Below are 25,912 nucleotides of genomic sequence, written 5' to 3'. Positions count from 1 at the left end.
GGCGCGGGACGGTCCGGGTTGCAGGCGCTTGCAGGGGCCGCCAGCTCCGCGCAAGGTGGCGGTGGATCTGGAGGACGCCATGGGCACGAGCGAGACCGGCAGGGATGAAACGGCTTTCGAGGGGCTGCTGGCGCGGGCCGGGCAGCCGGCCATTCCGGCGGCGATTGTGCATCCGGTGGATGCGCTGTCGCTGTCGGGGGCCATCGAAGCGCGCAATCATGGCCTGATCGAGCCGGTCCTTGTCGGGCCGCCCGCCCGGATCGAGGCAGCGGCGGCAGCGGCGGGGCTCGACCTTTCGGGTATCGAGATTGTTACGGTGCCGCACAGCCATGCAGCGGCGGCAGAAGGCGTGCGCCTTGCCGCGAGCGGAGCCGTCTCTGCCCTGATGAAGGGCGCGCTGGCGACGAGCGAACTGATGGCGGCCTGTGTGGCGCCCGCCGGAGGGCTGCGCACCGAGCGGCGGATGAGCCATATCTTCGTAATGGAAACGCCAGCCTGGCCGAGCTGGCTGCTGATCTCCGATGGCGGGCTGAACATTGCGCCGGACCTGATGACGAAACGCTGGATCGTGCAGAACGCCATCGACCTGGCCTGTGCCATCGGCATCGAATTGCCAAAAGTGGCGCTGCTGTCGGCCACCGAAGTGGTTGATCCGCACATCCCCTCGACCCTCGATGCGGCGGCGCTGTGCAAGATGGCGGAGCGGGGCCAGATCCGGGGCGGTATCCTGGATGGCCCGCTTGCGTTCGACCTGGCGATCTCGAAAGAATCTGCTGCGGCCAAGGGGCTTGTCTCGCCTGTCGCGGGCGCGGCCGACATCCTGATCGTTCCGGGCATCGAAGCGGGAAACATGCTGGCCAAGCAGCTCGACTATCTGGCGGGCGCGAACGCCGCCGGGATCGTGCTGGGCGCGAAAGTGCCGGTGATCCTGACGAGCCGGTCGGACAGCGCGCGCGAGCGGGTGGCCTCCTGCGCGCTGGCGGCGGCGTGGCTGGACTGGGCGGGCCGGGCAATATGAGCCGTATACGGATTGCAACGCTCAATACGGGATCGTCCAGCATCAAGATGGCAGCCTTTGAGCCGGGCACCGGCGCAGACGAGCCCGGCGCGCCGGTCCTGCGCGCGCAGATTTCGGGATTGCCGTCGGCGCCGCGCCTGAGTGTGAAAGCCGGCGATGAGGCGGCGGCAGAGCGGTTTCGGGGCGCGGCGGACCTCTCCGATCTCTCGGCGGAGGTATTGGCGCTGCGCCTGATCGCAGCCCTTGAGGCGGCATTGGGCGGGCCGGTCAGCGCGGTGGGGCACCGCATCGTGCAGGGCGGGCCGGAGATTACCGGCAGCCGGCGGGCGGCGACGGAGCTTCTGGACCTTCTGGACACGCTGAGCCCGCTCGCGCCCGACCATCAGCCGCATAACTTGTCAGCCGTCCGTGCGCTGATGGAGGCGCGCCCGGGCCTCCTGCAGACCCTGTCGTTTGATACGGCCTTCCACCGCACCCAGCCGAGGATCGCGCAGCTCTACGCAATCCCAAGGGCGCTGAGTGATGAAGGGATGCTGCGCTATGGCTATCATGGCCTCTCCTATGCGCATGTGGCGCGCAGCCTGCCCCGACTGTTCGGCGCGCGCGCGCATGACCGCACGCTGGCCCTGCATCTTGGCAGTGGGGCAAGCCTCTGCGCGCTGCGCGGGGGGTTAAGTGTCGCCTGTTCGATGGGCTTTTCCGCGCTGTCCGGCATCCCGATGGGCACGCGCAGCGGCGATGTTGACCCCGGCCTCATCCTCTTTTTACTCCGTGAGCGGAGTATGAGTGTTGAAGCAGTCTCGCAAATGTTGCGGCAGGAATCCGGCCTGCTCGGCGTCTCCGGAGTATCGGGCGACCTGCGTGCGGTGGAAGCCAGCGATACCGATGAAGCGCGCGAGGCGACGGATCTGTTTGCCTACCGGATCGTGCGCGAGTGCGGATCCATGATCGCGGCGCTGGGAGGACTGGACGCGCTGGTGTTCACCGCAGGCATCGGCGAGAACGCGCCGGGCATTCGCGCAAGGATCGCTGAGGGGCTCGCCTGGACGGGCCTCAGGCTCGACGCGGCGGCCAATGCCGGAAATGCGCTGCGGATCGATGGACCGGAAAGCTCCGTATGCGTCGCTGTGATGCCCGCTGACGAGGAATGGGAGATCGCGCGGGGTACGCTCGGCCTGATCGAGGGAATCGACTCGATTCCGGAACAAAAACGCCAGGATTAGGCATTTTCCCGGATAACTTTTTCACGCTTGCAGCCCCATATTCGAAGAAAGGGCTGCAGGAGCGCCCTTTGCTTCAGAAAGGAGACCGCGAGATGACGCGCACCAAGACCCAGGCGGAAGCCGCCAAGGCGCCCGAAACCCTCTTCTCGGCAGCCCCCTCTTTGCCGGAATACTGGCAGACGGCACAGTCAGCCCTGAACCCGGCGACGGCCATCGAAAACATCCGGCACCTGAGCGAAGCGCAGATGGCGATGGCGCAATTCGCCGCCGAACGCGCACGCAAGAACATGGGCACGCTGGCGGCTTTTGCGACCTGCCGGACACCGGCGGATTTCATCACCATCTGGCGGATGGCGGCCATGGAGGCTGTGTCCGACTATGCCGAAGAGACGGCCCGGCTCCTTGACCGCACGAAAGCCTGACCAGCGGGCGCAGCCGGCCTGCGCGGCAGAAGATGAGACCGAAGAGCTTCTGCGGGATCTGGACCGCCGGCTGAGAGGCCGGTTTGCGCGGATGACGGGCGGGCAATCGCCCTGGGCGGCGCTGCAGGCTTATGAAGACTGGCTGTTTCACCTGTCTGTCTCGCCTGCACGCCAGTTCGAGCTCTGGTGGCGCTGGGGCGAAGCGGCTAACAGGCTGGTCGCAGCGGCTGCACACCCGGCCCCGGAAGACTGGGCCTTCAAACCCGAACCCGGCGACCGGCGATTCCGCAGCCCCAGCTGGACCCGTCCACCTTTTCACCTGCTCGCGCAGGCGCATCTGGCTGCAGAAGCCCAGTGGCGCCTTGCGACCTCTTGCCTGCGCGGCGTCGCGGACCATCATGCCCGCCGGGTGACTTTCATGGGCGCTTCGGTGCTGAATGCGATGGCGCCCGTCAACTTTCCCTGGTCCAATCCGGATGTCGTCGATGCCACGCTTGCGAGCGGCGGCCGTAACTTCCTTCAGGGCCTTCACAATCTGCTGCAGGACGTCGCCGTGGCCGGCGGGCAGCGCCATGGCCAGGCAGACTCGCCCTGGCAGGTTGGCAAGACGCTTGCGACAACGCCCGGCGATGTAATCTGGCGCGGGGAACTCTGCGAACTGATTCGCTACCGCCCGCAGACGCCGTCCGTTCATGCCGAGCCCGTCCTGATCGTGCCAGCCTGGATCATGAAGTATTACATCCTCGACTTGACGGCGGAGGACTCATTCGCCCGCTGGCTGGCCAGCCAAGGCTATACTGTTTACATCCTGTCCTGGAAAAATCCGGGTCCGGATGATCGTGGCATCAGCTTTGATGATTACCGGCGCCTCGGGGTGATGGCCGCGATCGACCGGGTCAGCGAAGAGGCAGGCGGGCAGCGGATCCATGGCGTCGGATACTGTCTTGGCGGGACTGTGCTGGCGATTGCCGCCGCTGCAATGGGCCGCCGGAAAGATAACCGCCTTGCCACTTTGACGCTGCTGGCGGCGCAGACCGATTTCCGGGAGGCCGGCGAGCTGCTGCTGTTCATTGATGAAAGTCAGGTCGCGCTGCTGGAGGACATGATGCATGTCGAGGGCACGCTGGATGCGCGCAACATGTCGGGCGCCTTCTCGATGCTGCGGGCGCATGAAATGGTCTATTCGCGGATCGTGGAGCGATATCTGATCGGCCGGGCCGGCGTGCAGGGACCGCTGGATGCCTGGCTCTCGGATGCGACGCGGATGCCCGCGCGAATGCATGGCGAGTATCTGAGACAGCTGTTCCTCGAGAACCGGTTCACCCATGGCGAACTGGCCGTCGACGGCGAGTTTGTGGCCGCGAAGGACATCCGTATCCCGGTCTTTGCGCTTGGCGCAGAGCGAGATCATATCGCGCCCTGGCGCTCGGTATACCGGATCGGGCTTCACGGGCGAAGCGAGACCACTTTCGTTCTCACCGGCGGCGGACACAATACGAGCGTCGTCAGCCCGCCCGGAAAGCCGGGCGCGTATTATCATACCGGTCCGGTTATCGGCGAGGCCGATCATCTGGAGCCAGAAGGCTGGCTTTCCAATGCCCGGCGTCATGAGGGCAGCTGGTGGCCTGAATGGCTGAGCTGGCTCAAAGCGCGCGCCTCACCAGTTGAGGTAGCCCCGCCCCCATCGCCGAAAGAGGGGCTCGGACCGGCGCCGGGGCTCTATGTTCATGAAGCCTGAAGCCGGTGGCCGCTGCGCATGTAGCCGAGGCGGAGCCGGATCTGTTTCTCTGTCTCGATGATGGCGAAAAGGGCGGCGCCGGCGGCGACGATCAGGATGCCATCAAAGAGCGGCACGGCGGCTGTGCCGAAGATGTCCTGCAGGGCCGGGATATAGGTGATCGCGAACTGGGCGGCGGCTACGGTGATGACGGCGAACCAGACAAACCTGGTGCCCTTGACAGCGTCCCAGGTCAGGGAGGTGCCGTAGATGTTCCGTATAAAGAACAGGTGGAAAATCTCGAACACGACGAGGGTGTTGAGCGCAATGGTGCGCGCGAGTTCAACCGGATAGCCCCGGTCTACCGCATAGAGATACATGCCGTAGACGCCTGCCAGGAACAGCGCCGAGACGAGCACGATGTGCCAGACAAGCTCGCCCGTCAGCAGGGGTTCGCTGCGCGCCCGGGGCGGGCGTTTCATGGTTGTCTTCTCGGTCGGCTCAAACGCGAGAGCGAGGCCGAGCGTCGTCGCCGTGACGAGGTTGATCCACAGGATCTGGACCGGAGTCATCGGCAGGGTGAAGCCGAACATCAGGGCGACGAGGATCGTTGCCGCTTCACCGGCATTGGTGGGCAGGGTCCAGCTGATGACTTTCTTGATGTTATCATAGACAGTGCGGCCTTCCTGCACCCCGGCCACGATGGAGGCGAAATTGTCGTCGGCGAGCACAAGGTCAGCGGCTTCCTTGGCGGCTTCGGAGCCCTTGCGGCCCATCGCAATGCCGACATCTGCCCTTTTGAGGGCCGGAGCGTCGTTGACCCCGTCCCCGGTCATCGCAACGCTGAGGCCGCGCGCCTGAAGGGCTGTGACAAGGCGCAGCTTGTGCTCGGGACTCGTCCGGGCAAAGATGTTCGTGCGCTCGATGCGCGCCTGAAGCTGGGCATCATCGAGCATGTCGAGATCGGCGCCGGTGAGAACTTCGCCAGGATTTATTAGGCCGATCTGCCGGCCGATGGCGGCGGCGGTGCCGGCATGGTCGCCGGTGATCATTTTCACCGCGATGCCCGCCATATGACAGGCTGCGACGGCCTCCACCGCTTCGGCGCGCGGCGGGTCGATCAGGCCGACGAGGCCGAGGAGGATCAGCCCGCCTTCAAGATCCGCCGGGGAAAAGGTGTCCGGTGCGGTGTCGAAGGCGCATTCTGCGAGGGCGAGGACACGCATTCCCTGCGCGGCAATCGCGTTGCCGAGGGATTGCCAGTGGGCTTCATTGACGGGTTCGGGCTGGCCGTCTGCGCCGCGCTGGAAGCTGGCCATGGCGGTGATCCGCTCCGGTGCGCCCTTGACGCAGGCGCGGGCCGCGCCGCCCTCCTCGGTGTGCAGGGTGGCCATGTAGCGGGTTGCCGAGTCGAACGGGATTTCGGCGATGCGGGGCGTTGCGGTTTCGGCTGCAGCCCGGTCGACGCCGAGCTTGCCGGCAAGGGCGATCAGTGCGCCTTCCATCGGATCGCCCTCGACGCGCCAGTCGCCTCCGGCCTCGTGCAGGCTCGCATCATTGCAGAGCGCAGCAACGCGGGCGAGCGGAGCGAGCGCGGCTGTGTCCCCGCCGGTGATCTCGCCTGAGGGCGCATAGCCTTCGCCGCTGATGCTGAATTGTCCGGCTGTGACGGCGACGGCGCTGACGACCATTTCATTCCGGGTCAGGGTGCCGGTCTTGTCGCTGCAGATGACGGAGACTGAACCGATCGTCTCGATGGCCGGCAGGCGGCGGACGATGGCGTTTCGCCGGGCCATCGCCTGGACACCGACCGCGAGGGTGATGGTGAGGACGGCGGGCAGGCCTTCCGGGATGGCGGCGACGGCGAGGCTGACGACTGCCATGAACACGTCGATGAATTCGAAATGATCGACGAAATAGCCGAAGACCAACAGCAGGAACGAGATCAGCAGGATCATCACCGTCAGCCAGCGGGCGAAGCCTTCCATCTGGGCCACCAAGGGCGTTGTCAGCCGTTCGACCTCTCCCAGCATTCCGCTGATCCGGCCGATTTCCGTGGCGGGCCCCGTGGCGATAACCACGCCGCGCGCCGTGCCGGATGTGACGAGCGTGCCGCTGAAGAGGAGGCATTTGCGGTCGCCGAGCGCGGCCTCGGCGGCGACGGCGGCGGTCTGCTTGCTGACGGGCACGGACTCCCCGGTCAGGATGGCTTCCTGGACCTGGAGGTTACTGGCCTGCACGATGCGCAGGTCTGCGGGCACCTTGTCTCCGGGCTCGAGCAGCACGATGTCGCCGGGGACCAGCGCCTCACCATCGACCGTGACGCGCCGCCCGCCGCGAATGACGGCGGCATGAGGGGTGAGCATGTTGCGGATGGCGGCCATCGCCTCTTCGGCGCGGCCCTCCTGGATGAAGCCGATGGCGGCATTGATGATGACGACGGCGAGGATCACGCCTGTGTCGATCCAATGGCCGAGAAGGGCCGTGACGAGGCCGGCGCCGATCAGCACATAGATCAGCACATTGTGGAAATGCGCGAGGAAACGCAGGATCAGGGGCCGCGCCGGCGGGGCCGGCAGCCGGTTCGGGCCATGGGATCGGAGGCGGGCGGCAGCTTCGATCTCGCTGAGGCCGGACTGGCTGTCTGCCGAAAGGTCCGACAGGATGTCTGCGGCTGCGCGGGCATGAAATGGCGCGCCGCCTGACGCAGCCGGAATGTCCGTGTTGCTCATGGCAACGCTCCCTGATCGTTCAACGCGCATCACCTGCCCGATGCGGGCGGCGATTTAGCGGGCGGTCCATCCGCCATCGACAGCAATGGCCTGGCCGGTTATGTAACTTGCGCCCCGGCTGCAGAGCCAGAGTACCGCCTGGGCGATTTCCTCCGGCTGGCCCATGCGGGCCATGGGCGCGCCGGTGGCAAGTGCCTCGCGCGCGGTGCCGTCCGTGCCGGCGAACCGGTCGATCATCGGGGTCTCGATCACGCCGGGGCAGATGGCGTTCACCCGGATGGGGCTTGTGGCAAGGTCCAGCGCAGCGCTGCGGGTGAGGCCGACGACCCCATGCTTGCTCGCGGCATAGGCCGGGATGGCGGCAAAGCCGGTGAGGCCGGCGATGGAGGAACAGTTGACGATGGAACAGGCCATGCCGGTCTGGCGCATCGCGGGTATCTCATGCTTCATACACCACCAGACACCGCGCAGATTCACCGTGATCACGCGTTCCCAGTTTTCGTTCGTAGCCTGATCAACGGGCGATGGCGTACCTTCGATTCCGGCATTGTTGAAAGCGTGGTGGAGGCCGCCGAACTCATGGACGGCGCGCGCGACAGCCGCCTCGATGTCAGCTTCGCGCGACACATCGCAATGCTGATAGACGGCGCGGTGGCCGGCGGCTGACAGGGCCGCTGCGAGCGCCTCGCCTTCGGCATCGAGAATGTCGGCAATGACCACAGCGGCGCCGGCTTCGCAGAAGGCGCGCACTGTGGCCGCACCAATGCCGGACGAGCCGCCCGTGACGAGGGCCACCTGCCCTTTGAATTCATGATCTGCCATCGGTCTTCCGTCTCCTGTTCGTCTCATCCGGTGAGCGCAGTACGAGAGCCCGCAGAAAACATCGCGACAAAAGGCGGATACCGGACATCCAGCCCTCAGCGTCGTACGGGTTTGAATGATCGAAGAGAGGCTAGCAGACATGCCAGCCGCGATAATAAGGGAATTTCCGGATGCGGCGGGATGGCCCGGAGTTTTTCAAATGCGGCAGAGCGACTCGCGCTGGATGATTTCGAAGTCCAGCACGACGCGGGCGGGCGGTTCGGATTCCTGCGCTGTGCCCTGCACGGCATCGGCGAGCATAGCGACAGCGCGGGCAGCCATGTCCGCGATCGGCTGGCGGACAGTCGTCAGCTGCGGCCAGATGGAGGTCGCGACACGGGTATCGTCATATCCGACCACGGAGAGGTTGTCCGGAACCGGCAAGCCGAGGCGGTAGGCGGTGGTGATGGCACCGGCGGCCATATCGTCATTGCTCGCGAAGATCACAGTTGGGCGGGTCTTGCCGGCGGTGAGGATCTTCTCTGCTGCGAGCATACCGGAGCGATAGGTGTAGTCGCCTTCGGCGGTCCAGCCCTTGCGCACCGGCAGGCCGGCTTCGGCCATGGCGGCCTCAAACCCTTCCCAGCGGGAGTCCGCAGAAACTTGCCCGGCCGGACCCCGGATGAAGGCGATGCGCGTGTGCCCCTGGGCGATGATGTGCTGTGTCATCGCCTGCGCGGCAGCGGCATCATCAATGGCAACGCTGCGTTCCGGGCGCGCGGCGCTGGCCGGGGCAATCAGGACACAGGGCACGCCGATGCTGGCCAGCAGGTCCAGCACCTTCTCGCTCTCGCTGAGCGGAGGCACGAGGATCACGCCGTCAAAGCCGATGCGGGTAAGGCGCTCGGAAAGTTCGTGCAGGGAGTGATCCTTGTCGGCATCCGGAAGGGATTCGACGAAGAGTTGGTGGCCCTGCGCATGGCTACCCGTGAGCGCGCCGCGCAGGACTTCGCCCAGATAGCTGTCGCTGGCATTGTGATAGATGACGCCGATGGAGCAGGACGCGCCGCCGGCGAGGCTGCGGGCGGCAAGGTTCGGGCGGTAGCCGAGTTCCTGGATGGCCGCTTCCACGCGGTCGCGCGTGTCGGGGCGGACGGAGTCGCGCTTGTTGAGGACGCGCGAGACGGTCATCTGGGAAACGTCTGCGTGAAGGGCTACTTCGCGGATGGTGACGCGCGTTCTGCGGCCGGTGTCGGGACTGAAGGCCATGGGTGTTACCAGAAGGCTATGTAGATGAGGGCGAGGACGGCGACGATGGCGATGCCGGCGATGTTGAAGGCGGGGCTGGTTTTCACGGCGATGTCGCCAAGGTCCACCGGTTGCTGCGGCGCAGGCGGCTTCGTCAGCAAGCTGACGAGAATGCCGAGTGCGACGATGGCCATGAAGACAAGCCATATGCGAAGCACGAAGGGCATATCCGGCAGGCCGAACTTCATCGCGAGGCTGGCGAGAACCGAGCCGATGAGGACCGCGAAGGCACCGGGCGTGTTCATCCGGCGGAAATAGAAGCCGAGCAGGAAGATGGCGACGACGCCGGGGGCGATGAAGCCGGTATATTCCTGGATCGTCTGGAAGGCGCTTTCCATGCCGCCGAGGAAGGGCCGTGCAAGGACGAGTGCAAGCAACATCGCGCTGAGCGCGGCGATACGCCCGACGGTGACATAATGGCGCTCGGTTTTGCCCCGGGCGATATAGTCGCGATAAATATCCATCGTGAAGATGGTGGAGATGGAGTTCATCATCGAGGCCAGCGAGGAGATGATGGCAGCGATGAGGGCCGCGAAAACGAGACCGCGAAGGCCTTCCGGGGCGAGCTTCATGAGCTCGCCATAGGTGCGGTCGGATTTCTCCTCCAGCACGGCGCCGGAGAGGACATTGTCTCCCGCCAGGACGAGCGCGGCGATGCCCGGGAGGACGACGATGACAGGAACGAGCAGTTTCAGACCCGCAGCAAGGGCGAGGCCTTTCTGGGCTTCGGCAAGGTTTTCAGCCCCGAGGGCGCGCTGGATGATATACTGGTTGAAGCCCCAATAGGAGAAATGGAGCACCCACAGGCCGCCCAGCAGGGTCCAGATGCCCGGCAGGTCTGAATAGCTCGGATGCTCCGGGCTGAGGATCATCTCGAAATGGCCCGGCACCTCGCCGGCAAGACGCTGCAGGCCCGCAATGGGACCTGCCTGGCCGCCGACGAGATCGAGCGCGATCCATGTGATGATGAAGCCGCCGACGATGAGGATGACGACCTGGATGATATCAGTCAGCGCAACGGCCTTGAGGCCGCCATAAAGGGAATAGAGCACCGCAAACGCAGCAAGCCCGCACATGGCGAGGAAGACGTTGGCGCCCGTGAGGCTTTCGATGGCGAGGCCGCCGAGCCAGAGGACGGCTGTGAGGTTTACTGCCGTATACAGAAGGATCCAGTAGACCGACATCAGCGCCTTGACGCCCCCGCCATAGCGCGTTTCGAGGAATTGCGGCATCGTATAGATGCCGCGCTTCAGGAAGATCGGCAGGAAATACTTCGCGACGATCAGCAGGACGATGGCCGCTTGCCATTCATAGGCGGCGATGGCGAGGCCGACGACGAAGCCCTGCCCTGACTGGCCGATGATCTGTTCGGCAGAGATGTTGGCGGCGATCAGCGAGGCGCCGATTGCCCACCAGGGCAGCGCGCGGCCCGCAAGGAAATAATCCTCCGTGCTCCGCGTATGCCCCTTGGGCTCGCGCGAGACCCAGATGGCGATCAGGAACAGAACCGCCGCATAGACAGCCAGGATGCCAAGATCAAGTGTGCCGAGGTTCATGACGGTTCTGTTCCTGTGAGGTTGAGATTGGAGCGTTACGGGGTGGACGGATTACAGGCGGGCGGCTGTCCTGCAGCCCGCACGAGGCGGACATCGGCGATATCGAAGTCTGCACCGGCGCCCGCGGCAAACATCACGCCCCTCTGGAGCCGGCTGAGCCCATCACCGGCGGCAGCGAGGCAGGCGAGCGGGACGCGCTCTTCCCGCCAGTCACCGGCGGCGATGAGGCGGGTTTCGGCCGCCTCGCAGGTTCCCACAGCGCTGCATTCGGCGCCGATGGTGAGGGTGAAGGCCTCATCGGTGCGCACGGCGAAACCGAGCATCATGCCGGCGTCCAGCTCCTCGGCCCAGCTGACGCTGTCGCTGTCCGGGAAGAAGGCGAGCGCGCCTGAAGCTGAGAAGGACAGGCTGAGCGCATCTTCCTGCGAGAGGTGGTCTGCGCGGCTGCCGGAAATGCCGGGCACATTGGCGCGCGCGCCGCTGAACACGGAGGATTCGCCGCCCGCGACCAGGAAGGCCCGCCAGGGCGCCATGGAGCGGCCCCGCTGGAACACCGAGCCCTGATTGGTCATTTGCTCCGGCTCGAGGCCGCTGTCTTCGGAGAGCTGGCCGAGCATACCCGGCGCATCACCATAGGACAGGCCATAGCCGAGCGGGAACAGCGGCGCGTAGGATTCATCGCCATAATTATTGTTGAACTGGACGGCTGTCGCCGGCCAGGAGAAGGAGAGGCGGCCTGTGAAGTCGTAATCCGGGGATGTCCGGAACAGTACATCGGCGATGCCCGCACCTTCCGTACCCGGAAGCCAGGCCGCAACGAAGGCATCGGAATTATTGATCTCAGGGTTCACCCAGAGCGGGCGGCCGGAGAGGAACACCGAGACGACGGGAATACCGCGCGCGCGGAAGGCGGCCAGGCGGGCGGTGTCAAAGCCATCATTTTCGAAGGCGAGATGGTTGAGATCGCCCTGGAACTCCGCATAGGGATCTTCGCCATAGATTGCGATGACGATGTCGGCAGCGGCCTCGCTGGTGCCCTCCGGATCGAAGATCACGGTGCTTCCGGCGGCGGCGGCGGCTTCACGGATGCCGGCGAGGATGGTGTCGCCATAAGGGAAATCATCGTTTGAATGCCCTGTGCCCTGCCAGGAGAGCGTCCAGCCGCCCGATTGCTTGGCCATGCTGTCGGCGCCGTCGCCGATGACGAGGATCGTCTTGCCGGGCGCGACGGGAAGTGTGGCGTTGTCATTCTTCAGGAGGACGAGCGACTGGCGAACGGCCTGGCGGGCTATGCTGCGATGGGCGTCCGATCCGAGCAGGGACACATCCCCTGCCCCAACCCGGGCGCTTGGGCGCGGCGCCTCGAACAGGCCGGCATGGACCTTGGCGCGGAGGATGCGGCGGACGGCATCATCGAGGCGTTCCATCGGCACTTCGCCGCTCTGCACCTGAGCGAGCAGGCTTTCATAGAGGCCTTTCCAGCTGTCCGGCGCCATATACATGTCGACGCCGGCGAGGAGCGCTTCGGGACAATCCGTATTCGTACAACCGGGGATCTGGCCATGGCCATTCCAGTCGCCCACGACGAAGCCGGTGAAGCCCATGCGGTCTTTCAGCACGCGGGTCAGCATGTCGTGGTCGCCATGCATCTTGATGCCTTTCCAGCTGTTGAAGCTGGCCATGATCGACTGAACGCCCGCTTCGATGGCGGGGAAGTATCCGGCGGCATGGATATCGCGCAGCTCGATTTCAGAGGCGAGCACATCGCCCTGGTCGATGCCTTCGGCTGTGCCGCCATCGCCAACATAATGTTTGGCGGTGGACATGACGCGGCCGGGTGCGAAGAAGCTGTCCGTTCCCGGACGGCCCTGGAGGCCGAAGACGATACGGTCTGCATACTCCGCAACGATGGAGGGGTCTTCGGAGAAGCCTTCATAGGTGCGGCCCCAGCGGTCATCACGGGGCACAGCGAGGGTTGGCGCAAAGGTCCAGTCATGACCGGAGACGACGAGTTCTGCGGCGGTGATCTCCATGATGCGCTCGATCAGGTCCGGATCGCGCGCGGCGCCGAGGCCGGTATTATGCGGGAAAACGGTGGCTCCGATGAGGTTTGCGTGCCCGTGCACGGCATCAATGCCCCAGATGATGGGGATGGCGATGTCCACGCCTTCCGGGTCAATGGAGGCTTCGAAATAGGCATCGGCAGCAGCGAGCCATGCGGCAGTGTCCGCATAAGGCTGCGGCCCAGGCGCGGAGTTGCCGCCGCTCAGGACCGAGCCGAGGCGGTATTGTTTCACTTCCTCCGCAGTCACACTATCGCTATCGGCCTGGATGACCTGGCCGACTTTCTGTTCAAGCGTCATCCGGGCCATGATGGCCGTCACGCGCGCCTCGACCGCCGGGTCGAGTGCGGGCGGATTTAGGACTGGCCAGAGGTCCGGGTTGACGCGCGCGGAGGCCGCCGCAGGCGCCTGTTCTTCCGTATGCGGTGCGGCTGGAGTTGCGGCGCAGGCTGCGAGCAAGGCAGCTGACAATGCCGCTGAAATCGTCAATCTTCGGCACAGGAGGGTCGTCAAGGGCATGGGAGGCTCCTCTTTGGGTTCGGTGGATCAGGCGGTGACGGCGGCCTTGCAGTAACTGTCGAGATAAGCCTGGTGCATTGGCAGGCCGGCGACCGTGCGGTTTACGTTCTCGGAGATGTGCGCGAGGAATCGGCGCACTTCATCCGGGCTCATCGCATCTGCGACGGGGTGGTGGCCGCGCGGGAGGATGCCCTGGCCAAGCATCACCTGGGTCCATGAGTTCTCTGCGAACAGCTCGTCATTGGCGCGGAAGACGCGGCCGGTGGCGGCAAATAGGTCCATCCGGTGGCGCAGGCCCTCGGGGATGTCCATCGTGCGGCAATGGCGCCAGAAGGGCGTGTCTGTGCGGTTGGTGAGATGATAGTGCAGGATGATGAAATCGCGGATGTGTTCCATCTCGTAATGCGTCTGGCGATTGAATTCGCGCACATCGGACGGGTTGACCGTACCCTGAGGGAACATCTGCATGAGGCGCATGACCGAGCGCTGGATCATGTGGATGCTGGTTGATTCCAGCGGCTCGATGAAGCCGCTGGAGAGGCCGATGGCAACACAATTGCGGTGCCAGTGGGCGGTCCGCGAACCCGTCCGGAAACGGATCACCCTGGGTTCGGTGAGAACTTCGCCTTCCACTGCATTGAGCAGGATCTGGCGGGCTTCATCTTCACTCATGAACCGGCTGGAGAAGACGATGCCATTGCCGGTGCGGTGCTGCAGCGGGATCTGCCAGCGCCAGCCGGCGCCATGCGCGATGGAGCAGGTATAGGGTAAGGGCGGGCGGACGGAGGCCGTCTGCACAGCGATGGCGCGGTCACACGGCAGCCAGTGTGTCCAGTCCTGATAACCGACGCCGAGCGCCTCGCCGATGAGCAGGGCGCGGAAGCCGGTGCAATCCACGAACATGTCGCCGGGGATGACCGTGCCATCCTGCAGGGTCAGGCTTTGCAGGTCGCCGTCATCGGTGCGGCGGACATCTGCGATGCGGCCCTCGATGCGGCGGACGCCGCTCGCCTCTGCAAGCTGGCGGAGGAATACGGCGTAGGCGGAGGAATCGAGATGGTAGGCATAGTTGAGGCCAAGGTCTGGCAGGTGGGCAAAGCGGCCAGCTTCAGCGGCCATCAGTTCGAGGCAATAGTCGCCGAATTCGCCGGCGCGGCCGAGATCACGCCCGCGTTTCCAGAAATGCTGGAAGCCGGCGGTCCAGTGATCCTTTCCGGTGATGCCGAAGGAGTGGATGTAGCGGTGACCAAGCTCGGTCCAGTTCTCGAAGGCGATGCCGAGCTTGAAGGTGCCGCTGACGGCGCGCATCAGGCGCGCTTCGTCGATGCCGATGAGGCGATTGTAGGTCATCAGTGTCGGGATGGTGGCTTCACCGACGCCGACGGTTCCAATTTCTTCAGACTCAACGAGCGTAATGTCGCACACTGCGCCGAGCACCTTGCCCATGGCGGCGGCGGTCATCCAGCCGGCTGTGCCGCCGCCGGCGATGACGACCTTCTGCTTCTTCGGGATCGCATCAGTCATGGGGCACCTCAGCGGTTCAGGCGGTTTAGGAGGAACGCCCGCATGCGCCGGGCCATTTCTTCCGTCATCGGATCGAGCATCCCGCGCGCGTGCGGGGGGATGTGGGCCGTTGCGGCCTGCGGATCATTGCGGAAGACATAGTGATCGAACAGGTCACGCCAGATTTCGCGTTCATTGGCAGGCATGTCGCGAAGGGTGAGCATGGCGTGGTGGAGCACATCCTGCGGCGTGCCGAGCCAGGCCGGCACACTGCGCCACCAATAGTTCACGAGGATATTGAACGGAGCAGTCGCCTCCACATGGTGCCACCACATGGAGGGGATGTAGAGCGCGTCGCCCGGCTCAAGATCGGCTACGGCGGCCTCTCCCATAGCTTCTGCGAAGAGGGGGAAGCGGGAGAGATCAGGCGCGTGGAAATCGACGAGGCTGACCGGGCGGCCTGCAGGCGTAAGCTCGAACGGACCCGGATAGAGGTTGGCGGTCTGGTGCGGCGGGAAGAGTGTGAAGCGGCGCGTTCCGGCGGCGATACAGGCGAGATTCATCGGCAGGTCATTGTGTGCCGCTATCCGGCTGGGCGTGCCAATCCAGAGGCTTTCGAGCGGGCGGAGCCCTTCAAAGTCAACACGGTTTTCTGCCTCGAAGCCGGGAGCGGCATCCGGAATATCCGTGGACGCCATATAGATCAGCGGGGCGGGGTCCTCGCGGCCCTGCCGGTCGACCTCTCGCAGGAAGGACGCGAAATGCGCGCGGCCGCGATCAACGTTGAGACCGGTGAAATCCTCATTGTAGAAAATCCGTCCACCGATCCCCGGCGTGCCGGCCGCGATTGGGACGATCCGGCCCGCATCGAAGCGGAGGAGATAATCGAGGAGGGCCGCCTGCCCTTCACGCGCTGCGCGAACGACGGGCCAGTCCGCGACCAGCCCGCGCAGGATTGCAGGACGTTCCCGGGCGCTGAGGGAAGCCATGGCCTCAGGCGTGCGCGGCAGGTGGATTTCCTCCACGCGGGGGGCCTCATCCATCCAGCGGGATCCCGGCAGGGCGATCATGTTCATGCGGCGCCCCCTGCCCTGCGATTGCGCCGCGCAATTATCGAAAGCATCTGGGAAAGAGAGGCGACGGCCATGTAGACCGGCTGTAGCGCGCCGGCGGCCTGAAGGCGGCCGAGTTGTTCCGCCGACAGAGCATAGAGCGCTTCCTCGGCGATGGTGTAATAGCCCGCGAGGCGGCCCTTTGTGCCGTCATCGAGCTCGATATCGAGGGTGAAGGGCTCGATCAGGCCAAGTTCGTCGAGCAGGGCGCAGAAAGGGCGTACGGACTGTTCGCCATTATGGATATCCGACAGAAGCGCGGAGACATCACGCAGGAGGGGCGAGTGACCGCCCTGTTCGAGGAAGATCGGGTCGCCTTGTGTGGTTGAGACGCGCGGATGATCAAGATCGATATGCACTTCGAAGCGCTTTTCGCGACCATCATCGGCGAGGCCGATCAGGAAGGGCGCCATGCGCACGGCCATGGGGAGATAGGGCGCATCCCAGCCACTCTCGTTCAGGAACAGGTTCTGCCCCTCTTCCAGACCGAACAGGGCGACCGGGCGATAGCCGCCCGTCCGTTCCCGGATGAAGACGATGGGATAGTGTGCCTGCACATTTCGGAATTCGTAAGGAAAGACCGGCGCGAACATGGCGGCATCGCCATAGGCCGCGCCGCGCGCCGGGATCACGCGCAGGCCGGCATGGTCGATATTGTTCAGGGGAACAGGGCGGGACATGCGTGGGTGAATCCTTGTCAGGCGCGGGCGAGGCCGCGCTCGCAGATGTGTTGGATGAGCTCGCGGTGGGCGGGAAGGCCGGCGAGAAATTTGCGGGTGCGCGCGTCGATATCAGCGAGGTAGCGTTTTGCGAGCGCCGGATCGTCTCTGCGGCGGCGCAAAGCGCCCGCCTGGGGGCGATGGCCCATGCCGTAAAGTATGAAGGCATAGCTGGCGGCGGGGAAGATTTCCTGTGACTGGGGAAAGTCTTCCCGCGACGGCGGCATATGCTGCCAGCGGGCCATGCCTTCGATGAGGCGCGCGGGCCATGACCCCGGGTCGCGGTGGGCCTGCCAGTAAGGTTCCGTCCGCTGACTGAGGATATAGTGAAGCTTGAGGAATTCAGTGATACGTTCCCAGCGATAGGCGGCGCGGGCGTTGAACTGACGGGCCGCAGAGGCGAAGAGCGATTTGACGGGCGGGAGGGTGTCACTGAGCTGGGCAGCGGCAAGCTCGATCATCACAATGGCAGAAGCCTCCAGCGGCTCGACGAAGCCCTGCGACATGCCGATGGCGACGACATTCTCCGTCCACGGCGTGTCGCGGTAGGCGGAGCGGAAGGATATGAGGCGGGCGTCGGCGCCGGTGAAGCCGCAGCCAGGCGCGGTGCCGGCGAGATAGGCGGTGAGGTCTGCGCGGGCGTCTTCCTCGCTGCGGAAGGCGGAAGCATAAACATGGCCGATGCCGCGGCGGGACTGGAGGCCGATATCCCAGATCCAGCCGGCGGGCTGGGCGGCCGCATTCGTCTGGGAGGCGATGGGCGCGTCGGGCGCCGCATAGGGAACCTGGATCGCGAGGGCGCGGTCGTTGAACAGGCAGGCTGAGACATCCTTCAGCGGGACGCCGAGGGCGTCTCCGATCAGGAGACCGCGCGCGCCGGAGCAATCGACGAAAAGATCTGCAGCGATGGCACCGTTGGCGGAGGTTTCCACCGCCTCGACACTGCCGCCTTGTGCGCGGCGCACGCCGGTCACATCATCGCGGATGTGGCGGATGCCGAGATGGCGGGTGCCATGCTCGCAAAGCAGCGCCGCGAAAGCAGGTGCATCGAGATGGTAAGCATAGTTCGCAACGGCGGCGTATTCCGGTGTCTGCGGCTGTTTCGGGGCGCGGCCCGCCGTACACAGATGAACCTGCGCGGAGACGGCGGCAGCAAAGGGGGTGCCGGCGGGGGCGCTGTGCCAGAGAGCGAGCGCGTTGACATCATCCGCTGGCGGAAGGGCATCGAAGGGGTGGTAATAGGTGTCTCCGGGGCGACCATCGAGCCAGCCATCAAAGCGCGAGCCTTGTTTGAAACTGGCCTGGCAGCGGCGGATGAATTCGGATTCGCTGAGACCGATACGGCGCAGCGTGTCGCGCAGGCTGGGCCAAGTGCCCTCCCCAACGCCGAGGATGGGGATTCCGGGGGATTCGATCAGCGTGACCTTCAGGCCACCACCCGATGCTGTGCGGTGATCCGCCGCCAGGATACAGGCCGTGAGCCAGCCGGCAGTTCCGCCGCCGACAATCACGACATGGTTTACTTCATCCATCAGCACACAACCTCCCGATGTGCCGCCTGCCTCATGACCGGCTGACTCTTCCTTTTGCATCCTGACTTTACGCCATCCCGCAGGGGATCAACAGTCTTGCCAGAAACGCAGCGGCGCCGGAGCGGGGTGTTGGACCTCCCCGCTCCGCACCTTCCGGGAGGAGTCAGAAGGTGTACCGCGCACCGATGTTGATCCGCCGCCCGGTCTGGGTGGCAAAATTCACATAGGCAGGGGTCCGCCCGATGACGCGGGTGGTCTCATCCGTCAGGTTGATGCCTTCAACGAAGACTGTCAGGCCCTTGCGGATCTCATAGCTCGCATTGGCATCCCACTGGCCATAGGCTTCGACATAGAGCGGATTGTTCGGCGTGCCGCTGACCCCGACTGTCGAGGTCAGGAACTGGTCGCGCCAATTATAGGCAATCCTCGCCTGGATGCCGTTCTTGTCATAGAAGCCGATCAGGTTGTAGCTGTCGCTAAGGCCTGTGAGGGCGAATTGCGGGTCGCCGCTGGAGGGCACCTGCAAACGGTCGAACTCCACATCGCCGCTGACGATCGTGTAGTTGGCGATGGCGCCGAAGCCGGTTTCGCCGAACAGGTGCTGGACGGCGAATTCCCAACCATCGATCGAGGCGGCCCGCTGGTTGACCGGGGTGGCGATCTGGAAGTTCAGCAGCGGGTCTTCCCCGGCGACGCCGAAGATGTTGCCGGTGAAGTTGCCGTTGGAGTCCGTCCCGGTGATCTGGAAGGTTGCCGGGTTGGCATTCTGGAAGATCCACTGGCGGATGGCGGCGAGGTCGTTCGTACCCAGAGCAGCCACAGCCGCATTGTAACGCGCACCGCCGAAGGGTGTGTGGACCTGGAACGGCGTTTCCGTGACGACGCCGGAGCCAATGAAGTTGTCGACATTCTTCTTGAAGTAGCCGGCCGAGATGTACGAGCCCCGGTCATAATACCATTCAGCCGACAGATCGAAATTCTCCGACACGAAGGGCAGAAGCCCTGTATTTCCGTTCGAGCCATTGCCGCCATCGACGCGGAAGAGCTGCGCGACGCTGAGGCCGCCTGCGATGTCGCCATATCCCGGACGGGTCAGCGATTTGCTGTAGGAGGCACGCAGGATCACATCCTGCATCGGGTCGAGACGGAAATCGATGGCCGGGAGCCAGTAGTCATACTCGCCGGAGAATTCCTGGACCTGGACATTGGCTGCATCCGTCAGCCCAAGGAGCGTGAACTCGTTAGCCGCAACCCAGGCCGTGCCTGTCGGGACGGTGACCTGCGAGGGTGAGACGACATCGGTCGTCTCGTAGCGCAGGCCCGCGGACATCATCGCCGGCATGGCGCCAACATTGAATTCCGTGTTCACCTGGAAGAAGCCGGCGAAGCTCTCTTCCTTGATCCGGCGGTCGATCAGGTAATCATCTGAGCGGCAGATGCCATCCCCGCCGCAGGCATTGAAGAAGGGCGCCCCGCTGCTGTCGATGATCTGGACCATGCGGTCAAAGTCAAAGACGAAGAAGTCCTGGAAGGTCTGCTGATGACCGCCAAACCGGTTGAAGTTCTTCGCGATGTTCAGCCGCCGGAAAATATCGTCCGGCAGGTCGGCGGCAGTACCGACGCCGCCCCAGGTGTCCCGCTGGGCGTTTGCGAAGGCGGAGCGCACTTCGTTGCGCGTGGCCGAGACACCGAAATCGACCGATTTGATGAAGGAAAGGTCGAGATCATAGGACGATGTCAGCTGGATCTGATCAATATCAGTCCGGATGAGGCTGTTGGAGAAGACAGAACCGGTACTGATCATCCGGCCTGCGTCAATATCCGTGAAGGGCGGCTGGAAGCCGAGCGAGAGCACAGGCAGCTCATTCTCGAAATTCACGCCCTGGAAGCGGAGCGCAAAGTCTGCCGTGCTGATGACGGAGCTTGTGCCATAGGGGCTGTCATGGCCGGACTTCGCAGAGGAGGAGTGGACATCGAGCACGATGTTCAGCCGGTCGGTTGCCTGCCAGTCGAAGTTCAGGCCGACCGAGTTGTTCTCACTCTTGGTGGCGTATTTCGCACCACCCATCGAAAGGTCTGAGCCGCCGGGGCCAAAGTCTTCATTATAGAAGATCGGGCTCGCGATGGGCCCATTCGTCCAGGCGCTGGTCGTGTCGCCATGGTTGAACCAGACTGACATGTCGGAGCGTTCCGTCGCGACCTTGTTCTGGGAATAGAAATAGTCGAGCGTTGCGGTGAAATTGCTCACCGGGCGGTATTGCAGCGCCAGTTGGCCGTTGATCCGTTCCCTGTCGATATTGGTCAGGGAGTAGTTGAGGTTCTGCGGGACTTCGTAGATATCGTTCGGCCCCGGACGGTTCGTTACCTGCGTATCGTTCGGCGGCTGCGGCAGCGTGCCCCAGTTGTTCTCCGACCCCAAATACGCCCCGCGCCAGCCACTGCTGGTGGCGGCCTGGGCGAAACCGGACTGGCGGTCCTGATAGCTGCCCACGATGGCAACGCCGATCGTGTCATTGGCGAAGGTGTTGGAGTAAATCGCCGAGATTTCCGGCGTCAGGCTCTTGCTGCCGAGGCTGGTGACGGACTCGTCGTACACCGCCTTCGCGCCGGCGGAGAAGCGCATTCCCGGCGCCTCGAGCGGGCGGGCGGTGCGGATGTTCAGGGTCGAACCGATGCCGCCGGTTGGCAGGTCAGCGCGGCCGGTCTTGTAGACTTCGACGGCGGCGATGCCTTCTGAGGCGAGGTTGCCAAAATCAAAGCTGCGCGAGGATGGCGCGCCCCCGGTGAGGAAGGCGGTCGGCATCTGCCGGCCATTGAGGAGCACGAGGTTGAAATCCGGCCCGAAGCCGCGGACCGTCACCTGGCTTCCTTCGCCGTTCGAGCGGTTGATCGACACGCCCGAGATGCGCTGCAGGGATTCGGCGAGGTTGGTGTCCGGAAACTTGCCCATGTCCTCGGCGGTGATCGCATCGACAACGCCTTGCGCATTGCGCTTCACGTCCGAGGATTGCGCGAGCGAACTGCGGATGCCGGTGACGACGACAACGTCCTGGCGGAGGGAAGCATCGGCCTGCTCCTCAGCGTCCTGCGCGGCGGCCGGCTGGGCCAGCGCGAGCATGGAGGCGCTTCCCAGCAGCAAGAGGGAATATGTCAGTCTGTGGGGTCTGCGTTGGGGTTTCATGATCTGTCTCCTCCCAGAAGTCTTTTGATTTATCTCAAGTCCGGCAGCGTCTGCCGCCTATCCGGTATCCGCTTCCCATGGACCCAGAAGTTCGCCTTGCCAGTCTGCGCCGGTCAGGCAGGCCCGGCCAGTTTCGATATCTATAGCGCAATGCTCCACCCGAACCCAATCGACGAGCAGTTCCGCGGGGAAAGATGCAGGGTCGAATCCGCCACCTGGCGACCGCTCCGGCAGGTTGCCGCCGGCGGCGAGGTTCAGGATGAGGTAGAAGGGCTTGTCGAATGGCGCATCTGGCCGGCCCACCGCCCCCGGCGCAGCGGTGTGCCAGTCGGATGCTTCAATCCGCATCACCAGTTCGCCATCGACGAATGTCTGCACGACGCCTTCAGCCCATTCGAGGCTGTAGACACGCCACTCATCCGCCGGGCCTGGCCGGCGTTCGCCGCTGGTTTTTGCATAGCGGTAGGTATTGTCAGGATACAGACCACCGAAATGGAGCGCAGAAGATGTGCGCTGCTCCTCACCGCCGGGACACTCCGCACACGGCGCGCCGAGATTGACCGCTTCCATGATGTCGATTTCGCCGGACAGCGGCCAGGTGCCATAGGCGGAGTCCGCCGGCATCATCCAGAAGGCCGGCCAGGTGCCGAGGCCTGACGGGAGTTTCATGCGGGCGGAAAAACGCCCATAGGTCCACGCATGAAGCCCGCGCGTGCGTACCTTGCCGGACGTGTAGGGCTGCGTCGCGCGGCTTGTGTCCGCGGTAGGGGTGTCCGCTGGATGCAGCGGGCCGGTGAAACGCTCCCTGCGTGCGATCAGGCGGAGCGTGCCGTCGCGGACCTGGATGTTCGCGGGCCGGTCAGTATAGCATTGGCGTTCATTGTTGCCGCCGCCCCAGCAGGAGACTTCCGGCGCCCATTTCGACCGGTCCAGCGCATTGCCGGTGAAATCATCGAACCAGACCTGCGTCCAGCCGCCCTGTTGCGGCGCAGCAAGACCCGCCGCTGCCGTTCCGGCCGCCAGCGTCATGCTGTCGGCTGCCGATGAACAGCCTGCGAGCAGCAGGATGCCGGCAATACAAGGCATGATTGTGCGATTCTTGCGCCGCATATCGTTCCTTCCCTATTTTTGTAGGTTTCAGCAGCCCGTTGCCGGTCGCAACGCGTTTGCGGCGAACCGGACACCTCATGCGACGAATGGGACAGGCCGGGCGGCGAAACGGGCCTATTTCTGGGGGGCAAGCCCTGTCACGGCCGCCTTGAAACTGCGGCTGGAGCGCACCGTGGCGTCCCCGGTCAAGGTCAGGATGGCCTCCCCCTTGGTCAGGAGGCGCACTTCCTTCACATGGTCCCGGCAGATGATGGCGGACCTGTGCACCCGCACAAAACGCTCAGCCGGCAGCTCGGATTCAAGCGATGATATCGTCTTGCGGATGACCGCTTCACGGCCCGTGGAATGGATCAGGGAATAGTCGCCGGCCGCCTCGATCCAGATCACTTCGGCATACGGAATAACGAAAATCCGGCCGCCATCGCGGATGCGCAGGGCGGCCTGCGGCCCGGCATCCCGCGCAGATGCGGGATCGGCCTCGTCCTCGCGCTCGCTCTCGGCGATCAGGCGATGGAACCGCAGCGCCCGCTCGACCGCCTTATGGACGCGGTGCCGGTCGAATGGCTTGAGGATATAATCTATGGCATCGATTCCAAAGGCTTCGACGGCGTATTCCGGATGTGCGGTGGCAAACAGCAGCAGTGGCTTCGGGCTGACGGTGATCTGGCTGAAGGCGTCCACGCCGCTCATCCCCGGCATTTCGACATCCATGACGGCAAGGTCGATTCCGCCGGCATTGATGTTGGCAATCGCCTCGAGCGGGGTGAGGCAGGCAGCCACGATCTCGACATAGCCGGACTCAACCAGAAGCTCGCTCATCAGCTCCAGCGCCGGGCGTTCATCATCGCAAACTACGGTCTTCAGCATTGACCTACCTGTTTTGCTGCACGCAATTGATGCACGATAGCGGCTGTGCGTTGGCCCTTCCAAAGGCCCGGCGCCAGCAGACATCCTTCAGGACGGGAAGGAAAGCGGGTTTTATGAGTGTTGAAAAGTCCGAACCTGAGCTGATGGCGCTCGGCTCCACGACGCGGCAATACTGGCTGCTCCAGATTGCCGGCTGGAGCGCGATGGCGCTGCTCAGCTTCCTCAGCCTGACGATCTGGTACAATCCGGGCGAATGGCAGCCGGCGATGCACACGCTGCTGCAGTCCTTCCTGGGCATTTTCATCAGCCATCCGCTGCGCTGGGTGGCGACCATGACCTGGTCGTCAAGCTGGCTGGTCCGTACGGTGACGAACGGCGCGGCGGTGGTGGCTGCCTCCCTTGTCTGGACGGCCGCGCGGCTGGCGAGCTTCACCTGGCTGACAGGGGAAGCCATTCCGCCATCGGACTGGGGCGGATGGGTGTTCGCCTCCGTGATCGTGTTCGGGGCATGGTCGTTCTGCTATCATGCGCTGAAATACTACCGGGCCTGGTTCCTGCAGCGCCAGTTCCTCGCCGAGGCGCGCAATGAGATGCTGCTGGCGCAGGCGTCCGCACGGGAAGAAAGTTTCCGGCGGCTGGAGGCGGAGAAGCACTTCCGGGAAACCCAGCTCCGTATGCTGAAATACCAGCTGAGCCCGCATTTCCTGCTGAATGCGCTGAACTCGGTCTCTTACCTTGTGCACCGGGACGACAAGGCGACGGCGCTGGACATGCTGGCCCGCATCGGGGATTTCCTGCGGATGTCGCTGGAACATCATGACGAGCTGCTGCACACGCTGGAGGAGGAACTGACGGCCCTGCAGCTCTATCTCGGGATTGAACGAGTGCGATTCGGTGATCGTCTGCAGACGGAGTTCCGGATTGATGACGCGGCGCGCAGCGTGTTGGTGCCCAGCCTGCTGCTGCAACCTCTTGTCGAGAACAGCATAAAACATGCCCTTGGCCGACAGACGAAGCCGACACTGATCACAGTCAGCGCGCAGGTTTCAGGAGACCGGCTGCAACTGACCGTTCAGGATGACGGCCCCGGCCCGGCCGGGATGAGCCGCTCAGGCAGCGAGACCGGGATCGGGCTCCTGAATGTCCGCCAGCGGCTGGTCTCTGCCTATGGAGACGCTTCCAGCCTGGAGATGACAGCCGCCGAGCCGCAGGGGCTCATCGTGTCCATGTCGATCCCGCTCGTCGCCGAAGGGGCGGAAGGAGATGTGCAGGATGCGGTGCGCGCAAGCCCAGAGCCGGTTGACGTCTAGCTGGCGCGCGCTCCGTCCCGATGCCTGCACGGATACTTCAGAGCGCGGACATGCTGCAGCGGACAGCGTTAATCAAACGCAAATTTTGCTGTGGTACCAGAGCATATAAACCGGAGTCCTCACGGGCTACCGCAGACGTTCAGGTCACATGATGGATAAAATCAATTCAAAGCCCGGTCCCGGAACATTGGGATCGATGGAGTTCAGGGCTGCGTGCAGGGCCGCCATGAACGTCTTCGAGCTTGCGGAGAAATACAAGACGGCCCCGCTGCCCAACACCTATGCGGTCTGGTTTGCCTATGTGACCGGGCTGGACCCAAAGCTCAATTCGGAACTCGATGAGTTGTTGCTCGGCCGCGACCAGATCTCGACCTATGATTTGCAACTCCTGTTCGAAGCATATCTTGCCGAGGAGCCGGATGCGTTTGCGGCTCATGAAATCAGTGAGGCGATCGGCGAGGAGATCAACGACGTCCTCGCGACGATCCAGAAAAGCCTTAAGCAAAGCAATGATTTTTCCTCCAGCCTCGACCGGATCGGCTCGAACCTCGCGCAGTCCGGCTCGCCGGAAAGCCTGATCGAGGTTGTCGATACGCTGCTGGCCGAGAACCGGAAAATGGCGCAGCTTGCCGATGATCTGAGTGACGGCCTCTCAAGGTCTCAGGAGCTGATCTCGAACCTCAACGAGCAGCTGAGCGAAGTGAAAGACCAGTCCCTGCGTGACCCGCTGACGGGGATCGCCAACCGCAGGGCATTTGACCGGGCGCTGGATGACGCCATCGAGGTGGCCGAGGAGACCGGGCGTCCGCTCTGCCTTGCGATCGCGGACCTCGATCACTTCAAGCAGCTGAACGATACGCTAGGCCATCAGACGGGCGATCATGTGCTGCAGGCCTTCGCCAAACTCTGGGTCGAGTGCACGCATGATGCCGAGCTCGCCGCCCGATATGGCGGGGAAGAATTTGCGATGATCCTGCCCGGCAGCGATCACATCATGGCCTACAACCGGCTGGTCGCGATCAAGAACAGCTTCGCAGGGTTGCAGCTTCTGAACGCAGCAGACGGCAAACCCCTGCCGTCCATGACTGTGTCCATCGGGCTTGCACGGTTCCGCAGCGGGATGAACCCGCGCGACCTCGTGCGCAAGGCAGATGAATTGCTCTATGCCGCAAAGGCACAGGGGCGAAACCGGGTGAAAGCCGAAGGTATCGGCTGATCG

At 64.1% G+C, this 25,912-nt stretch carries 18 protein-coding genes; 6 read left to right on the top strand and 12 right to left on the bottom strand.

From position 1 onward, the window contains the following. The first annotated feature begins 28 nt into the window (after positions 1–28). The 4 genes from ACK4SV_RS00755 to ACK4SV_RS00740 all read left to right on the top strand — a co-directional run bounded on the left by ACK4SV_RS00755 (position 29) and on the right by ACK4SV_RS00740 (position 4,401). Positions 29–1,018 (top strand): bifunctional enoyl-CoA hydratase/phosphate acetyltransferase, encoded by a 990-nt coding sequence (locus tag ACK4SV_RS00755; protein WP_409915870.1) that lies wholly within the window; start codon positions 29–31, stop codon positions 1,016–1,018. Continuing rightward, positions 1,015–2,241 (top strand): acetate/propionate family kinase, encoded by a 1,227-nt coding sequence (locus ACK4SV_RS00750; protein WP_409915869.1) that lies wholly within the window; start codon positions 1,015–1,017, stop codon positions 2,239–2,241. Before ACK4SV_RS00755 ends, ACK4SV_RS00750 begins: the two co-directional genes overlap by 4 nt. Positions 2,242–2,333: 92 nt before the next feature. Continuing rightward, positions 2,334–2,663 (top strand): hypothetical protein, encoded by a 330-nt coding sequence (locus ACK4SV_RS00745; RefSeq protein WP_409915868.1) that lies wholly within the window; start codon positions 2,334–2,336, stop codon positions 2,661–2,663. Then, a complete protein-coding gene (locus tag ACK4SV_RS00740; RefSeq protein ID WP_409915867.1) occupies positions 2,644–4,401 on the top strand; it encodes a PHA/PHB synthase family protein in 1,758 nt (585 codons plus the stop codon). The genes ACK4SV_RS00745 and ACK4SV_RS00740 overlap by 20 nt, the downstream gene beginning before the upstream one ends. Here ACK4SV_RS00740 and ACK4SV_RS00735 read toward each other — a convergent pair. The 12 genes from ACK4SV_RS00735 to ACK4SV_RS00680 all read right to left on the bottom strand — a co-directional run bounded on the left by ACK4SV_RS00735 (position 4,389) and on the right by ACK4SV_RS00680 (position 23,383). Continuing rightward, positions 4,389–7,112 carry a cation-transporting P-type ATPase gene (locus ACK4SV_RS00735; protein WP_409915866.1) on the bottom strand — a complete coding sequence of 908 codons (2,724 nt, stop codon included), beginning with the start codon at positions 7,110–7,112 and terminating at the stop codon, positions 4,389–4,391. The genes ACK4SV_RS00740 and ACK4SV_RS00735 overlap by 13 nt on opposite strands. 54 nt (positions 7,113–7,166) lie before the next feature. After that, positions 7,167–7,934 (bottom strand): glucose 1-dehydrogenase, encoded by a 768-nt coding sequence (locus ACK4SV_RS00730; RefSeq protein ID WP_409915865.1) that lies wholly within the window; start codon positions 7,932–7,934, stop codon positions 7,167–7,169. Positions 7,935–8,129: 195 nt separating this feature from the next. Next, the gene (locus ACK4SV_RS00725; RefSeq protein WP_409915864.1) at positions 8,130–9,182 is read right to left on the bottom strand and encodes a LacI family DNA-binding transcriptional regulator; all 1,053 of its coding nucleotides are present in this window, start codon (positions 9,180–9,182) and stop codon (positions 8,130–8,132) included. 5 nt (positions 9,183–9,187) lie between these two features. Continuing rightward, complete coding sequence (locus ACK4SV_RS00720) at positions 9,188–10,777, bottom strand: sodium/sugar symporter (RefSeq protein WP_409915863.1); 1,590 nt, start codon at positions 10,775–10,777, stop codon at positions 9,188–9,190. Positions 10,778–10,812: 35 nt separating this feature from the next. Further along, entirely contained in the window at positions 10,813–13,359 is a 2,547-nt protein-coding gene (locus ACK4SV_RS00715) for a glycoside hydrolase family 3 N-terminal domain-containing protein (RefSeq protein WP_409915862.1), read from the bottom strand. Between the two features lie 27 nt (positions 13,360–13,386). Beyond that, positions 13,387–14,883, bottom strand: a complete 1,497-nt coding sequence (locus tag ACK4SV_RS00710; RefSeq protein WP_409915861.1) for a tryptophan halogenase family protein — start codon at positions 14,881–14,883, stop codon at positions 13,387–13,389. Between the two features lie 8 nt (positions 14,884–14,891). Further along, positions 14,892–15,905, bottom strand: coding sequence for a cupin-like domain-containing protein (locus tag ACK4SV_RS00705; protein ID WP_409915938.1), 1,014 nt, complete (start codon positions 15,903–15,905; stop codon positions 14,892–14,894). A gap of 29 nt (positions 15,906–15,934) precedes the next feature. Then, on the bottom strand, positions 15,935–16,654 hold the full coding sequence (locus ACK4SV_RS00700; RefSeq protein ID WP_409915860.1) for a SapC family protein: 720 nt from the start codon (positions 16,652–16,654) through the stop codon (positions 15,935–15,937). A 17-nt stretch (positions 16,655–16,671) separates the two neighbouring features. Further along, the gene (locus tag ACK4SV_RS00695; protein WP_409915859.1) at positions 16,672–18,225 is read right to left on the bottom strand and encodes a tryptophan halogenase family protein; all 1,554 of its coding nucleotides are present in this window, start codon (positions 18,223–18,225) and stop codon (positions 16,672–16,674) included. A gap of 163 nt (positions 18,226–18,388) precedes the next feature. Then, complete coding sequence (locus ACK4SV_RS00690) at positions 18,389–21,406, bottom strand: TonB-dependent receptor (RefSeq protein ID WP_409915858.1); 3,018 nt, start codon at positions 21,404–21,406, stop codon at positions 18,389–18,391. Positions 21,407–21,463: 57 nt separating this feature from the next. Next, complete coding sequence (locus ACK4SV_RS00685; protein WP_409915857.1) at positions 21,464–22,516, bottom strand: family 16 glycosylhydrolase; 1,053 nt, start codon at positions 22,514–22,516, stop codon at positions 21,464–21,466. Between the two features lie 114 nt (positions 22,517–22,630). Beyond that, positions 22,631–23,383, bottom strand: a complete 753-nt coding sequence (locus ACK4SV_RS00680; protein ID WP_409915856.1) for a LytR/AlgR family response regulator transcription factor — start codon at positions 23,381–23,383, stop codon at positions 22,631–22,633. Between the two features lie 113 nt (positions 23,384–23,496). On the opposite strand from ACK4SV_RS00680, the gene ACK4SV_RS00675 reads away from it, so the two are divergent. Then, positions 23,497–24,693 (top strand): sensor histidine kinase, encoded by a 1,197-nt coding sequence (locus tag ACK4SV_RS00675; protein ID WP_409915855.1) that lies wholly within the window; start codon positions 23,497–23,499, stop codon positions 24,691–24,693. Positions 24,694–24,919: 226 nt separating this feature from the next. Further along, positions 24,920–25,909, top strand: coding sequence for a GGDEF domain-containing protein (locus ACK4SV_RS00670; RefSeq protein WP_409915854.1), 990 nt, complete (start codon positions 24,920–24,922; stop codon positions 25,907–25,909). Positions 25,910–25,912: the final 3 nt, after the last annotated feature.

Source organism: Hyphomonas sp. (genome assembly GCF_046313735.1).
Taxonomy (GTDB): domain Bacteria; phylum Pseudomonadota; class Alphaproteobacteria; order Caulobacterales; family Hyphomonadaceae; genus Hyphomonas.
Note: the sequence above shows the minus strand (reverse complement) of the source record. Positions and strands in the feature narration are given on the sequence as shown.

Excerpts from the sequence above, each read along its gene's own strand:
- ACK4SV_RS00750 (WP_409915869.1), top strand. The coding sequence starts at position 1,015 with ATGAGCCGTATACGGATTGCAACGCTCAATACGGGATCGTCCAGCATC.
- ACK4SV_RS00745 (WP_409915868.1), top strand. The coding sequence starts at position 2,334 with ATGACGCGCACCAAGACCCAGGCGGAAGCCGCCAAGGCGCCCGAAACC.
- ACK4SV_RS00735 (WP_409915866.1), bottom strand. The coding sequence starts at position 7,112 with ATGAGCAACACGGACATTCCGGCTGCGTCAGGCGGCGCGCCATTTCAT.
- ACK4SV_RS00730 (WP_409915865.1), bottom strand. The coding sequence starts at position 7,934 with ATGGCAGATCATGAATTCAAAGGGCAGGTGGCCCTCGTCACGGGCGGC.
- ACK4SV_RS00725 (WP_409915864.1), bottom strand. The coding sequence starts at position 9,182 with ATGGCCTTCAGTCCCGACACCGGCCGCAGAACGCGCGTCACCATCCGC.
- ACK4SV_RS00720 (WP_409915863.1), bottom strand. The coding sequence starts at position 10,777 with ATGAACCTCGGCACACTTGATCTTGGCATCCTGGCTGTCTATGCGGCG.
- ACK4SV_RS00715 (WP_409915862.1), bottom strand. The coding sequence starts at position 13,359 with ATGCCCTTGACGACCCTCCTGTGCCGAAGATTGACGATTTCAGCGGCA.
- ACK4SV_RS00710 (WP_409915861.1), bottom strand. The coding sequence starts at position 14,883 with ATGACTGATGCGATCCCGAAGAAGCAGAAGGTCGTCATCGCCGGCGGC.
- ACK4SV_RS00705 (WP_409915938.1), bottom strand. The coding sequence starts at position 15,905 with ATGGATGAGGCCCCCCGCGTGGAGGAAATCCACCTGCCGCGCACGCCT.
- ACK4SV_RS00700 (WP_409915860.1), bottom strand. The coding sequence starts at position 16,654 with ATGTCCCGCCCTGTTCCCCTGAACAATATCGACCATGCCGGCCTGCGC.
- ACK4SV_RS00695 (WP_409915859.1), bottom strand. The coding sequence starts at position 18,225 with ATGGATGAAGTAAACCATGTCGTGATTGTCGGCGGCGGAACTGCCGGC.
- ACK4SV_RS00690 (WP_409915858.1), bottom strand. The coding sequence starts at position 21,406 with ATGAAACCCCAACGCAGACCCCACAGACTGACATATTCCCTCTTGCTG.
- ACK4SV_RS00685 (WP_409915857.1), bottom strand. The coding sequence starts at position 22,516 with ATGCGGCGCAAGAATCGCACAATCATGCCTTGTATTGCCGGCATCCTG.
- ACK4SV_RS00680 (WP_409915856.1), bottom strand. The coding sequence starts at position 23,383 with ATGCTGAAGACCGTAGTTTGCGATGATGAACGCCCGGCGCTGGAGCTG.
- ACK4SV_RS00675 (WP_409915855.1), top strand. The coding sequence starts at position 23,497 with ATGAGTGTTGAAAAGTCCGAACCTGAGCTGATGGCGCTCGGCTCCACG.
- ACK4SV_RS00670 (WP_409915854.1), top strand. The coding sequence starts at position 24,920 with ATGAACGTCTTCGAGCTTGCGGAGAAATACAAGACGGCCCCGCTGCCC.